The 14,248-nt window shown below is 42.7% G+C and carries 12 protein-coding genes; 1 reads left to right on the top strand and 11 read right to left on the bottom strand.

Annotated elements, in window-relative coordinates; genetic code table 11:
- Positions 1 to 24: 24 nt before the first annotated feature.
- From INP94_RS00445 to INP94_RS00395, 11 genes are all read right to left on the bottom strand, one after another.
- Positions 25 to 684, bottom strand: coding sequence for a hypothetical protein (locus INP94_RS00445; RefSeq protein ID WP_197543684.1), 660 nt, complete (start codon positions 682 to 684; stop codon positions 25 to 27).
- 44 nt (positions 685 to 728) lie between these two features.
- Complete coding sequence (cas4, locus tag INP94_RS00440) at positions 729 to 1,391, bottom strand: CRISPR-associated protein Cas4 (RefSeq protein ID WP_197543683.1); 663 nt, start codon at positions 1,389 to 1,391, stop codon at positions 729 to 731.
- 15 nt (positions 1,392 to 1,406) lie between these two features.
- Positions 1,407 to 2,279, bottom strand: coding sequence for a type I-C CRISPR-associated protein Cas7/Csd2 (cas7c, locus tag INP94_RS00435; protein ID WP_197543682.1), 873 nt, complete (start codon positions 2,277 to 2,279; stop codon positions 1,407 to 1,409).
- Positions 2,280 to 2,290: 11 nt separating this feature from the next.
- Positions 2,291 to 4,069, bottom strand: a complete 1,779-nt coding sequence (cas8c, locus tag INP94_RS00430; protein WP_197543681.1) for a type I-C CRISPR-associated protein Cas8c/Csd1 — start codon at positions 4,067 to 4,069, stop codon at positions 2,291 to 2,293.
- Positions 4,066 to 4,740, bottom strand: coding sequence for a type I-C CRISPR-associated protein Cas5c (gene cas5c / locus INP94_RS00425; RefSeq protein ID WP_197543680.1), 675 nt, complete (start codon positions 4,738 to 4,740; stop codon positions 4,066 to 4,068). The genes cas8c and cas5c overlap by 4 nt, the downstream gene beginning before the upstream one ends.
- 76 nt (positions 4,741 to 4,816) lie before the next feature.
- Positions 4,817 to 6,256 (bottom strand): SIR2 family protein, encoded by a 1,440-nt coding sequence (locus INP94_RS00420; RefSeq protein ID WP_197543679.1) that lies wholly within the window; start codon positions 6,254 to 6,256, stop codon positions 4,817 to 4,819.
- A 57-nt stretch (positions 6,257 to 6,313) separates the two neighbouring features.
- Positions 6,314 to 6,859: a toll/interleukin-1 receptor domain-containing protein gene (locus INP94_RS00415; protein WP_197543678.1), complete on the bottom strand. Its 546-nt coding sequence runs from the start codon at positions 6,857 to 6,859 to the stop codon at positions 6,314 to 6,316.
- A 10-nt stretch (positions 6,860 to 6,869) separates the two neighbouring features.
- A complete protein-coding gene (locus tag INP94_RS00410) occupies positions 6,870 to 7,487 on the bottom strand; it encodes a TIR domain-containing protein (RefSeq protein WP_197543677.1) in 618 nt (205 codons plus the stop codon).
- A gap of 82 nt (positions 7,488 to 7,569) precedes the next feature.
- Complete coding sequence (cas3, locus tag INP94_RS00405; RefSeq protein ID WP_197543676.1) at positions 7,570 to 9,861, bottom strand: CRISPR-associated helicase Cas3'; 2,292 nt, start codon at positions 9,859 to 9,861, stop codon at positions 7,570 to 7,572.
- A 296-nt stretch (positions 9,862 to 10,157) separates the two neighbouring features.
- Positions 10,158 to 11,537: a prephenate-dependent tRNA uridine(34) hydroxylase TrhP gene (trhP, locus tag INP94_RS00400; RefSeq protein ID WP_197543675.1), complete on the bottom strand. Its 1,380-nt coding sequence runs from the start codon at positions 11,535 to 11,537 to the stop codon at positions 10,158 to 10,160.
- 179 nt (positions 11,538 to 11,716) lie between these two features.
- Positions 11,717 to 13,033, bottom strand: a complete 1,317-nt coding sequence (locus INP94_RS00395; protein ID WP_005695475.1) for an NCS2 family permease — start codon at positions 13,031 to 13,033, stop codon at positions 11,717 to 11,719.
- A gap of 197 nt (positions 13,034 to 13,230) precedes the next feature.
- On the opposite strand from INP94_RS00395, the gene INP94_RS00390 reads away from it, so the two are divergent.
- Entirely contained in the window at positions 13,231 to 13,761 is a 531-nt protein-coding gene (locus INP94_RS00390; protein ID WP_005695476.1) for an inorganic diphosphatase, read from the top strand.
- The last annotated feature ends 487 nt before the right edge of the window (positions 13,762 to 14,248 follow it).

Genomic DNA, 14,248 nt, shown 5'->3' with positions numbered 1-14,248 from the left:
CTGGCTGTCTGAAAATTGTGATGCCTATGGTTGCTGGCAGTTTAATTTTTGTTGATAATCTTTAATCATTGAATTAAGACCTTGATTATCTAATCTCCAAGTTTCAATTTGTATATTGGTTGGTTTATCCCAATTTTTATTAATATTGATATTATTTTGCTCTATCTTATTACGAAGAAAAGTAATTTCCTTTAATAAATCTGCATTAACTTTTATCTGTTGTAATTGCTGACTACAGATTTTCAAATTGTTCTCAATATTTTGATGAGCAGATTTCCATTGGGTAATAATAGACTCAAGTTTACTATTTCCGTTTAAAGCTTGATCTCTGGAAGTTCTAATTTCTCTAACTTGAGATTCTAGTAATTTGATTTCTCTATCCTTATTTCCATTTTCTTTTCTTAATTGGCTAACTACTGAATTACTGGTCAGATAATTAATTTCTTTTTGTTTTTCATTTATTATCTGTTGATATTTTTTATTTTCTTCTTCTAAAGAGGGAATTTTATGATATTGGTTATAAAGAGAAAATAGACAAGCAAAAATTGTTGTCAATATAGTAACTCCCCCCAAAGCCTTCATCAATTTTGAATCATACCAGTGGATATTGCTATCATTAATATTTTCTACTTCTTGAGTATTTGAGCCGTCTTGAGAAGTAACATCCTGATTTTCATCTAACATATATTTGATCTCCTTAAAAAATTTTCTATTGAATATAAGGCTTTCTATTCAAAATACAAGTCCCCAAACAATCCCTCCACATACCCCACACTCCTATCCCGTTTCCCCAGCAACTGCGGCTGGCAAATCTCCGCTAGCGAGCAGGCTTTGCAGCGTTTGCCGTAGTCGGGCGGCGGGGTTTGTCCGCTGTTTAGGAGTTCGCGCACGGCGGCGATGGTGGTGAGTGTTTGGGCGCGCAGATCGTCTGAAAATACGACGGGAACACGGTGGCGGGTATGCATATACCACAGCGCGCCCTCAGAGACGGTTTGCCCCGTCATTTCTTCCAAGCACAAGCCTTGGGCGCAAAGCTGGATTTCGTCCATTGGGTCAGGTTTGGGTTTGCCACGTTTGTATTCCACGGGTTTCAGACGGCCTGTCTTCGTCTCCACTTCCACCAAATCCAACACGCCGCTGATGCCCAGCTTCTCCGCCGATACATGCACCGTCCGTTCGAAACGCACACCCTTGCGCGTTTCCGGCTCGCCAGAATCCACTCGCTCATGCAACGCCTTGCCCTGCGCGGTCAAATAGTTCTCCGCCCACGCCTGCTCGTTGTGAATCAAGGCGCATTGACGCGGGCAGAAGGCGTAGTGTTGCAGAGCGGAAAGGGGAATCAGGCGCATGTCCTGATTTTCGCCTTGGGTTTTGGTTAAAAGTGCGGTCATTTTTTTGAACGTTTTTTAAAGCAACTCTTCCACACTCACGCCATTCAGGCCATCTGAAATCACACTGATTTTGTAATCGCCAAAACCACTTGCAGGCGTACCTGATTCGCCGTTTACGCGTTCGACTTTCACGGCATCAAACAATTTATGTGCAGGCTGGCTACCAAGCGCGCTGTCGTGTTTGAAAACAATCAATTTACGCGCCGCCATTTCGCCACGGGCGGCGGAGCGGTCGTGTTCAAACATCAGCGTCAGGGCTTGCCAGAGTTTGGCTAAATCGTCGTCTGAAAAACCGGTTTTGGCGGCAAGGTTGGCGGAGATAAAACCGTGCACGCGGTAGAGCGCGTAAGGGACGATGTATTTGCGCCCCATAGTGTGTTCTTTTTCCAAGTCTTTTTCGTTGGTTACCGCCATGCGGGTGATGGAAACTTCCAGCGGCACAATCGGGTCGATGGATTGGGCGAACGCCAGTTGTACCGGGCCGCGCACTTGTCCGCTGTTGACTTCGGTGGTCATCACGGCGCCGAAGGTACGGATATCGAAGAAGTTTTTGCACATCCACGCGGTAATGTCGCGGGCTTTGGCTTCGTCTTTTGGCAGTTTTTTTTCTTTAGTATTTGGTTCAATCCCTAAAGCTTCATAAGCGCGTTTGTTTTGCAGGTTCAACACGCTTTTTTCTTTGACGTAGATTTCGTAACCGGCTTCGTTTTCGCTGCTGATTTCTACAAAATTACGGATTTTGCGTTTCAGGCAGACATCGGTTACCAAACCTTTACTGGATTCGGGATCAAGACGCGGCATATTGCCCGCATCGGGATCGCCGTTGGGGTTGCCGTTGGTTACGTCAAAAAAGTAAACAAATTCATAGCGGTTTTGAATGGCAGACATTTTCTGGCTCCTTAGTTTTCAATAGTTTCAGCGGTTTCTTTTTTAGCAAAATAGCTTTGTTTTTGATGGTAATAGCCGATGGCAAAGCGGCCTTGCTCGTCAATGCTCAAATGGCGCGGAAAGGTTTCGGGCAGTTTGGCAATGATTTCGCCCAAATCTTTATCCAAATTCACCGCCATGCCGGCTTTGTCTTTACGCAAGCGCGATAAATGGTGTTTTGCACCTGACAAAAGGCGCGGAAAAACCGAAAACGGCACGGCGGATGCAGAGCCGTAATAGAGGTCGGCAATGCCGGCGTTTAATTCGCCCAACGCCTGATATTGGATGCGCTCCAACACGGCAAACAGCCGCCCTAAAAGATAGGCGCGATTCTGGCTTTCATTGTTCAAACTCATAGGAACTCCTTCTTCGATAAAACCTTTTCTAAAACGCCGCTCTAATACGGCTTTCATCATTGCCACGCGCAGGCCGTTTACATCGCCGTCGGCGCGGATTCGGGTAATCAGTTGCGACAGTAAACTCAAGGGATACGGCGTGCCGCAAATCACGGCGCGGGTCATCTCACCTGCCAACACGGGCGAGATATTTTCGCTTTTGCCCAATACGGCAGTTTGCAATAAAAGTCGCCAAATCGACGGCGGCGTTTTCCATGCGCAAGGCTCAAGGGCTAAATCTTGCCAATGCTGCGCCAAATTTTCCGCCAACTGCCCAAACGTGGTATCCAGCCAAAAGCGAACAGAAATCCGCGCGGCGTTGGGGGCAAGCCCTAAAATGTAAAAACGGGTATTGGGAGAGAGTTCGGGTGCAATTTCTTGCAGCGGGCGACCTTTGCCCATTTGTTCCAACACATTGAAAATTTTGGCGCTTTCTTGTTCGTCATCCGGCGGCGTGAATACTTGCGCAAAGAAGCCCTCGGCAGCCTGCGCCATCGCGTTATCATCCGCTTCCGCCCAAAAGACCGTGCTGGCGTCACCAATGGTCAGGCAGTGATTGTTTTCGCGGCGCAACAGATAGTTCAGCGCGGTGGTGTAGGCAAAGGCGGATTGTTCGGAAACAGGGGCATTTGCACCTTGCTCTTTACCGAAAGAGGCAAAGGCTTCTTTGTTGAATGAAATAATCGAACCGCCGGAGCTTTGCCCGCCAAATACGCCTTTAATCGCTGGGTGCAGCCGTGTAATCGGGGCTGTATCGCCACTAATCAAGCACAAGCCTTCGAGTGCTTCATCGCTTTTCAGGCAGCCTGCCCATAAGGTTTGTGCGGCTTCGCGTTTATGGATAAGTGCGGTCGGTTTTTCAAGAGAAAATGCGATGTTGGCATCGAGCATTTCGGCAGGCAGATTTTCGACAGCAAAATGTGCAGGCTGCCAGTTTTGCAGAAAACGGCATAAGGCTTGCAAGCCTTCATCTTCACTGTTTTGCAGTAAATCGAGATGGTATTGCTTGAAGGCTTCAAAAGTTTTTTCAGACGACGTAAACGGTTTTTCTTTTGCTTCGGCTTTGTTTTTATTGGCTTCCACGCCAAGTGCGTAGGCGGTTTTATCCCACAAAAAATTCGGTTTGATACCCGACGTGCGTTTTTCAGGGCGCGGCACGCTCATCAGCTTCGGCTGCGGCTTTTTATCGGCAGTCAGATTCGGCACAGCGGTTTTCAGACGACCTTCTTTATCCAACACCAAAATCCAGCCGATTTTCTCCTCGCTAAAGCCATAAGGCGGCACTTTTGGGTTGCCCATTTCATCGGTTTCCATTGCCAAACGGCGGTAATAACGGGCAAGGGACGCAAGAATCATGCTTTCACCTCCTCGGCGTAAAACGGCGGTACATCAATCACGCCGTCTTTCATTTGCGCGCGGAAAAAATGCGGCGTGTTGCCGTGGTCAAAATCAATATCGTGCAGCATCCAGCCTAAATCGCGGTTTGCCTCGCTTTCCGATAATGCCGACAGCGGCAGCGGCTCGCCTTCGTCAATCAACGCAAAATCGGCAGGAAATTCACGCACGCCCAAACAAGGCTGCTGAAAGCATTGCCCCTTTTTCGCACGGCGTTTGAACATCTCGATATGCTTGGTAACGGTCTCATCCGCCCCCGCTTTTGCCGTCAGCACCGCATGGGCTTCAATCACATAAACCACATCTTTAAGCACCGTCGCTGCGCGCTGCTGGCGGTCGTCTTCAATCAGCATATATAAATCGGCAACGCTCTTGCGCTTCATCGCGCCGCTGACCTTGCCCGCCGAAATCTTGCCGCCCAACTCATTGCGCCGCACCGACTCAAACCGAATCGGCTTTAACACATAAATCCGGTCAATCACCCACCGAATCGCCGGCTTCCAATGCACCGCTGCCAAAATCCCGCGCGCCGCCGACGGCGTGATGACATCATAAGACACCCGCTCCACCTTCATCTCCGGACGGGTAAAACAGGCATAATCGCCCCAAACGTGTAGGCGGATTTGGTTCATTTGGTTCTCCTTTTGGTTGGAAAGTGCGGTTTCAGACGACGTTTTGAAAACGTTGGGAGAATTGACCGCACTTTTTTTACATCTTTTGTAACTTATCAATGATAGAAAGCACCGTAGAAATAATTCCATCATTAGAAATATCAGATTGACCCAGCTTTTTTATTTCATTTATTAATGACTGATCATTAAAATATAGTTCGGTACGATTTTTTATAACATCATCCCAAAGCTCTTCAGATATTGAGCCAGTACAGCCAATTGGAATTGGAATCACATTATGTTGTAAGCAAATCTCAAATTCTTCTTTCATGCCATTAGAAAGAACGATGTCTCCATTTTTATCCAATTTGTTTCCAAACATAAAAATAGCAATACCAGCTTGAGAAATGATTTCATTTCTGTAGTCAGTCCATCTTTCAGAAATAGATTTATTTCCTGATTGCATTTGCGGAAATGGTCTTAAAATTAATAAATCGTCTAAATTGCGATAGTTTGATTGATATTTATATTCTAACGCTCCATTAATAACGATACTGCCAATGCCCAAGCCATATCCGGAAATAATCTTATATTCTTTCTCTGCCAGTTTATAACTAAGATTATGTATAAGTTCTTTAGCTCTATCCTCAGTAAATGGATCGTAATTATGCGCTGCACCTGAAATAAAAATATTGCTACGTTTCAAGCGTCTTTCAATTTCTTTTAAAATAGCAGTAATGTCAGAATATTCCTGAATCATTATTGAATGAATGCCATATCTAATAAGGTCTTCTATTTTTAATTCTTGCTTAACTTTGGCATATGTATAACTTTCCTCATCTTGGAAGTCATCTCTTGATACTTCTTTAAAAAAACAATAATGTGTTGGCGTATTGTTTTTTAATAAAACCTTAATACGTCCTAAAATATATTCTAAATTTGGATCATCAAAACTGAAGCCTATAAACAAAAATGTTTTTGAAAGCAAATCCCCTCTTAACGCCGTAGCAAATAATTCCCTTTTATCCTGATAAGTTTCATAATCATCTTTGATTAATACAACTTCTTCTGGAAAATCTTTGTCACCATGCATTTTGTAAACAATAGCATCTTTCTTTTTAATATTATGAGAAAAATCATTATTTCTTATTTTTTTCTCAACAGTTTTTCCATCAGATTCTAAAGTTCTTTCTATTAATTGATCATAGTTAGTTGTCCAGAATGTACTAATACCAATCTTAGAAAGAAGTTTGTGATTCTCGCTACCTTGCTTTAAGGTTGTAAACTCATTAATTATTCTTTTATTAATTTTACCTCTTTCATATCGATTAGAGTAATATTGAGCAACTCCAATTAAGTCATGTTCTTTTTCAATATCAAGATCTAATTCATCTGCAAAATCTTTCAGCAACTCTTTCCAATTAACAAAACCAACTGACGCTGATAGCCCAGCTCCCGCAAAAATCGCAGCATCGCCATTTTTAATCTCTACAACAAAATCAGTGATAAATTTTTTCTGTTCCTTGGTGAATTCCATAGCAACTCCAATAAATATTTATATTGGGCTTTAGAAACCCTCTAAAGCCCAAAATGATTAACCTAAAAATCCTCTCAAATCATCTTTACCTAAGGCAGGATAAATCCCTAAATACTCTTGTCCTTGGAATGAACTGTATGCAGAATCAACCAAAGGTAAAATAGCTACGTTTCCAGACTTCAATCCATCAAAGTATCCTAATTCCCAAGGCATCCATTTAGAAGATGAGGCATTATCCGTAGCTAAATACAGCAATTTAGAAGATTGCTTCATTCTATTCCGCAACGTTTCAGCAGTTTCTTTTGTTACAGAATCCCTGGAAAGCTGTTTATCAACTACCCAATCTATGTAAACTTTTTGCTCCATTTTTTCTAAGATATTTGCCACCCCGAGGACAAACTCTGCATCCCTAATAGAATGTGATAGAAAAACATCAAAATTTTGTTGATTATTTTGAATTCTAACTATATTTTCCAATATGCTTGAGTAATCATTTAATTGCAATGTTAAAATAACACCACTCGTATGGTGAGGAGTTTCTTGTTTATGCATTGCTGCTAACTTTGCATATTCGCGAACTTCCTGTTTAGTAAAATAAGCCATTTATATACTCCTAAAATTTGGTGTTAATAATATATTTATCAGCATTTTCTTTAATTTCAATAGCGGCATTAATCCAGCCATTAATATTTGAAATAAATTTATCCCAATTACACTTAAGCATATAAGACTGAGAACATTTAGAGGTTAGATAATTTGCTGGATATGAATATTTTAAATTGTTTCTATTATTGTTTATGATATTAAAATAGAAACCAGGTTGATCCGTATAATTATAATTACCGTTCCAGTCTGGCAAAGCCACTAATAAAATTGCATTTCGCTTGCTTGAAGATAATGCTCTTTTTTTGTTTTTAATAGAGTATGCAATTTCCCAAGGAATCCACTGTTCACTTTCGGCAGTCCACAATTCCTTCATGTTCGGTGAAAGCAAGACTATTGTTACTGAACTGTCAAAAATCTTATCTGATAATTTTGTTTGAATAGTCTCATCTTTAAATTGAGCTAGACTTTCATTGTCTTTCTCTCCTTTGTTTATATGGATGCCATCTTTTTCTAATTTTGCTTGCAGAATATCAACATAATCTCGAGCTGTCGCTTCCTGATAAGGGGATAAGCGTTTTACGGATGAATCACTATATTTGTAAGAAATAAAAATTTTACGTCCCATAGGAACTCTCCTTCTAATAAAATGGTTGCAGGTTAATTTCAATAAGTAGCCAAATGCTAAATAATTTAATCAAATTTAAATTTCAAAATATCAAGTTCTCCTCTTTTATAAAATTAGTATCCTCCCAACTCAACCCCGCCACTTCATCATACAAATCCAGCCCAATCAGCGTATAAAACTGTTTGCCGAAGTTTTTCTCGTTTATCGGTTCGATACGCCCTGCTTTATGTAAAGCAGCGAGGACTTTTTCGGGGATTTGGATGGTGTAGGGTTGCAGTTTGCGTAAGAGTCCGCCGATGTTGTCGGCGTGGTGCAGACTGCTAATAAGGTTTTCGGCATCGACATCGAACGGAATAATCAGCGGCTGCATATGGCTTTCGATCATGCGGAATTTGTCGGCGATGGTTTGGAATGGGAAATCGAGGCTTTTCCCGGCGTTTCGGTGCATTTGCAGGATTTGTTTGTAATCCAGTTCTTTGCCTTTTAAGTCGTAAAGGTCTTTGAAATAGGCAGCGACGGCTTGGGTGGATAAGAGGTCGTCTGAAAAGCTGTCGGCGGTCAGGCGCATGACGGCGGCTTGGGTAGCTAGTTCGGGCGGGGCTTTCCATTGTTCTTCGGGTGCGAATATCCATACAAAGCTGTTTTCAGACGGTCTTTTGCCTTCGCGGTTGCATCGCCCTGCGGCTTGGGCAACGCTGTCTAAACCTGCTTCGGCGCGCATCACCAGCGGAAAATCCACATCAACGCCGGCTTCAATTAAGGAAGTGGCAATAACGCGGCAGGGTTCGCCGTTTTTCAAACAGCCTCGGATTTCATCGAGCTTTTGGCTGCGGTGTTTGGCGCACATTAAGGTAGTCAGGTGGAATGTGCCGTCAAGGTGTTTGGCTTGGTCGTACAGGCTGCGGGCGTGGCGACGGTTATTGACGATGACGAGCATTTGCGGGTGTTCGGCGAGTTTGGCGAGCAGGTCGGCGTCGGTTTGTGTGCCAATGTGTTGCACGGTGGTGCGGCGCAGTTTTTCGAAAAGTGCGGTCGGTTTTGGGGCTATTTCGCGCACGTTTTCAAAGCCTCGATAGAAGCCGTTTTCGGCTTGTACGGCAGGCTGGGTGGCGGTGCACATGACGACGCTGCAACGGTAGTTTTGTGCCAATTCTTTGATGGTTTGCATGATGGGCATCAACAGATTAAGCGGCAGCATTTGCGCCTCGTCGAGAATGATGACGGAACCTGCGATGTTATGCAGCTTGCGGCAGCGCGAGGAGCGGTCGGCAAAGAGGGATTCGAAGAATTGCACGGCGGTGGTTACGACAATCGGCGCGTCCCAGTTTTCCGAGGCAAGGCGTAATTTGTCTTTGGTGGCCTCATTTTGCAGTTTGCCGTCGTCGAAGGTGCTGTGGTGTTCCAACACGGCTTGTTCGCCTAATTCGCCAAAGGCTTTGCGAAATTCAGCGGCATTTTGTTCAATGATGCTGGTGAACGGAATGACATAAATCACGCGCCGCATACCGTGCCGTTTGGCATGTTCCAGTGCGAACGCCATGGAAGTGAAGGTTTTGCCGCCGCCGGTCGGCACGGTGAGCGTAAACAGCCCTTGCGGTTGTGCCGCTTGTTCTACGGCGTAATCGAGAATTTCGCTGCGCAGGCGGTTTAAGGCGGCATTACGTTTTTCGGCTTCGGTTTGCTCTGAAGCTTGGGCGATACGTCGTCTGAAAGCGTTGATGAATTGATTGAAATTGTGTTGTAAGGCGTTTAAATCGGGATAACCGCCGCGCTCGATGGCTTTGTTTTCTAGGTTTGAATAAAAGGCTTCGGTGTCAAGATAATCGGCATCTACCAAGCAGGAATAGAGCATTCGGGTGAAGAAGGCGTAGGAGAAAAAAGGATGATGCGCGTCGGCTTTGAGTGGCGGTGCGGATAGGGTTTCCGGGAGCTTGATTTCTTGTTGCCACAGGTTATCAAGAGCGGGAATATCTGCACCAAATTGCAACGCCAAACGCTGTTTTAACGTGCTGCGGTTATCACCTTCACCGTTTCCATTTGCCAACCCTGCATGGTGCCCCGCAATGCAAAAGGCTATCAGCTGGCCGATAGCATTTCCCCAACGCTCAATAGCAATTTTGGCTCCGGCGGTGGCATGATCGACTGATGGGCCACCATGCAATCGGCGGTTAAAGGCTTCTGAATATTTCCCTAAATCGTGAAGTTGTCCCGTCTGGTAGGCAATTTCCTGCGCCCCGAATACACGCGCAAACTCTGCTGCTATTTCCCCAACATTTACCAAATGGCTTTGCAAGGTTTGCCAATGTTTGTAAGGTAAGAGATTACCGAGTTCGTCTTGGGCTGAATGGGCGTAGCGGGAAAGTTTTGCAAACATAATATAATCCCTTATATTTATGATTACTTTAATTACTCGCTTAATTTACTCCTGATCTCATTTTAATGTCAAGAATGATTTTTTATATATTTTTTCATAAATAATATGAAGTTAATTGATTTTAAAATGGAGTATTTTATATGATTTGGAGTGCTTTTTAGGATATAAAAAAAGCCCTTTCAAAAAGGTGAAAGGGCAAAATATTTGGAGTCATACTATGAGTTGTTGAATTAACAAATCAGGTATGGGATGTATTATAGTGCATCTATTAACAAATGCAACAATTTTTTAACAAATTAATTGTGTGGATTGCGCGTGTTGGTGTTGACCAAGTTACGCATTAGCAACGCATAATCAAGTTGGACGTCTTGTGGCACATCTAAAAAGACAAAGTGACCATCGCCAAGTGCAGCTTCCACATTTTCGTTTTTGCGATTAAGCATTTTTTCAATCTTAAAGACGATATTGCCTTGTGGTGTCATCATTTCCACTTCATCACCAAGTAAGAATTTGTTTTTCACTGCCACTTCAGCCATACCTTGTTCATTACGTTTACCGGTAAATTCACCGACAAATTGTTGGCGTTCAGAGATAGAGTAGCCGTATTCGTAATTTTGGTATTCATCGTGCGTATGGCGACGTAAGAAACCTTCGGTATAACCACGATGCGCAAGGGATTCCAACGTATCCATTAAACTTTCATCAAATGGTTTGCCCGCAGCCGCATCATCAATGGCTTTGCGGTAAACTTGTGCGGTTCTAGCGCAGTAATAGAATGATTTAGTACGACCTTCGATTTTTAGAGAATGCACACCAAGTGTGGTCAATTTTTCCACGTGTTGTACTGCACGCAGATCTTTTGAGTTCATAAAGTAGGTGCCGTGCTCATCTTCAAAAGCGGTCATTTGCTCATCAGGCTTTTGTGATTCGGTGTAAAGGAAGACTTTATCCGTTACCGCACCTTCGCCTAAAGTTGGCGCGACATTTTTCACTTCGATTTGTTGAGCGGGATCGATTTTCGGCACGATGTTGCCTACTTCATCTGTGGTGCCTTCTTCCATTTTGTATTCCCAACGGCAAGCATTAGTGCAAGTACCTTGGTTTGGGTCGCGTTTGTTGATATAGCCAGAAAGCAAGCAGCGGCCAGAATACGCCATACATAACGCACCGTGTACGAAAATTTCTAGTTCGATATCAGGCACGTGTTGGCGAATTTCAGCGATTTCTTCGATGGACAATTCGCGCGATAAAATCACACGAGTTAATCCCATTTGTTTCCAGAATTTTACCGTTGCCCAGTTTACCGCATTCGCTTGAACAGAAAGGTGAATATCAATATCCGGGAAGTTTTCACGCACCAACATGATTAAGCCTGGATCTGACATAATTAAGGCATCTGGGCCCATATCGATCACAGGTTGTAAATCTTTAATAAAGGTTTTGAGTTTAGAGTTATGCGGTGCAATGTTTACGACCACATAGAATTTTTTGCCAAGCGCATGGGCTTCATCGATCCCGATTTTTAAATTGGCGTGATTAAATTCATTGTTGCGTACACGTAAGCTGTAACGTGGTTGGCCTGCATAAACGGCATCTGCGCCATAAGCAAAGGCGTAGCGCATATTTTTAAGGGAGCCCGCAGGGGAGAGTAATTCAGGTTTAAATGGGGTTGTCATAATGTTCTCTTGTCTGATTTCAGGTCAGTAGCTTGCTTTTGGCAAGCCGTATTAAAGGCCTGTATTTTAGGCGGATTTAGGGATTTGTAAAGTAAAAGTGCGGTTAGTTTTTTGATTGTTTTTTAAGGCGAGAAATAAAAAAGGCGAACCATTGTTCGCCTTATCAAGATTGTATTTAATTAAATCGCCCAGCCGCCTGCGTAGAATGCGACAAGTACAACAGCGATGATAATTGTGCCGATGTTGAGTTTTTTCACATCGCCACTCACGATACGACCAATCACTAATGCCGCAAAGCCAAGCATGATACCGGTTACGATGTTTGCCGTTAATACGATGAATACCGCACAAACTAATCCGCTCATTGCGCCTACGAAATCATCGAAGTCTAATTTGCTTACATTGCTTAACATTAATAAGCCCACATACATTAATGCTGGTGCAGTTGCATAACCTGGCACTAAGAAGGCAAGTGGTTGGAAGAATAACATTAATAAGAATAATACGCCGACGACGATAGCGGTGATACCGGTTTTACCGCCCGCAGCTGTACCTGCTGCAGATTCGATATAAACGGCGGCTGGCGCAGTACCGAATAAGCCCGAGAATAAGCTACTTACAGAGTCAGAGGTTAAGGCTTTACCGCCATTGATGATTTGTCCGTCTTTATCTAATAAGTCAGCTTGTCCTGCAACGGCGCGAATAGTACCTGTTGCGTCAAATACCGCCGTCATCACTAACGCAAAGACAATCGGTAAAATGGCAGGTTGTAATGCACCTTGGAGATCTAATTGTAAGAAAAGTGAGTTTTCACCAAAGGTTGGCATTTTGAAGATTTGGCCATTGAATGTTACGTTTGGATCGAAGATTAAACCTACGATAGTAATCGCGATGATCACCCATAAAATCCCGCCTTTTACTTTCATTTTTTCTAAACCGATAATGAATGCAAGACCGATTAAAGACATCATTACTGGGAATGAGGTGAAATCGCCTAATTTAACCGGTAAACCCGCTTGATTGCCGACCACTAAGCCTACGCCATTTGCGGCGATTAAAAGTAAGAATAAGCCGATCCCAATCCCTGCACCGTGTGCAATGCTTGACGGTAGATTACGTAAGATCCATGAGCGAATACCTGTTGCAGAGATTAAGGTAAACACTAAACCCATGAGGAATACGGCGCCTAATGCCACAGGAATAGAAACATGTTGACCAATTACTAAGCTAAATGCGGTAAAAGCAGTTAATGAAATGGCACAACCGATCGCCATTGGCGCATTTGCCCAAAAGCCGATTAAAATCGATCCAAGTCCCGCGACTAAACAGGTTGCGATAAAGACAGATTCTGCCGGAAAGCCTGCATCACCAAGCATTTTAGGCACAACAATCACGGAATACACCATGGCTAAGAAGGTGGTTAAACCTGCGATGATTTCTTGACGAACCGTTGAACCGCGTTTGCTGAGTTCAAAGGTTTTTTCTAAACTTGACATAAAGTCCCCTAGGTTAATAATCAAAAAGATGTGCTATTTTATAGTAAATCATTCAAAAGTAAACGTTTGCGTAGTCGTTTTATAGAAGTTTGATAGGAAAGTGCGGTCAGTTTTGAGGATGTTTTTCCCATATTTTTTTATCGGCTAAAAACTGCTATACTCTGAGAGTTTTTAACGTAATCAAAAAAGGAAAAACAATGGCTGATTTTAATCAAATTTTAACGCCAGGCGATGTAGATGCCGGCATTATCAATGTGGTAAATGAAATTCCAGAAGGGAGCTGCCACAAAATCGAATGGAACCGTAAAGTTGCCGCGTTCCAATTAGACCGTGTTGAGCCAGCGATCTTCGCAAAACCAACTAACTATGGTTTCATTCCACAAACTTTAGATGAAGATGGCGATGAGTTAGACGTTTTATTATTAACTCGTCAACCACTTGCAACGGGTGTATTCCTTGAAGCAAAAGTAATCGGTGTAATGAAATTCGTTGATGATGGCGAAGTGGACGATAAAATCGTTTGTGTGCCAGCAGATGATCGCGATACCGGCAATGCATACAACAGCCTTGCAGATGTACCTGCGCAATTAATCAAACAAATTGAATTCCACTTCAACAACTACAAAGCATTGAAAAAACCAGGTTCAACGAAAGTGACTCACTGGGGCGATGTAGAAGAAGCGAAAGAAGTGATTCGTGAATCAATCAAACGTTGGAATGAACGTTAATTTTCATGTTAATGAATTAAAAAGGCATCAAGTTGATGCCTTTTGTTTTTATAGATGAATAAAAGCTCAATTAAAATGAGCTACGCCCCTATAACCAGCATGTATTTAATCGTACTCATAATGAGTCTCAAAAAGGAAGTAAGTAATGAAAAGGCTAATGCTAGATATCCTATTTTCTATTTAAGTACATGACAAATTAAAAGGAAAAGAAATGAGATATATTATTCTAACGTTCTTGTCTTTTCTTGCTGCCTTTATTTTATTTTTTTTGGCATTAGTTTATATAAATCTAGATGTTGGAATTGATAATATTCAATATGGCAGACTTTTATATAAGTCTCTTGAAGCATCGATTAAATTACACATAATTATTTTACCTATGCACTTTTGGCTATCTAGAATACAAAAGGGTAAAAGTAAAACAAGATAGTAACTGTATAATATAAGATAATAAAAACTAGTTATGTCTATTTTAAAATTTAAATAG

Source organism: Haemophilus parainfluenzae (assembly GCF_014931395.1).
GTDB lineage: Bacteria > Pseudomonadota > Gammaproteobacteria > Enterobacterales > Pasteurellaceae > Haemophilus_D.
The sequence above is the reverse complement of the archived record's forward strand: the minus strand, read 5'-3'. Positions and strand labels throughout refer to the sequence as shown.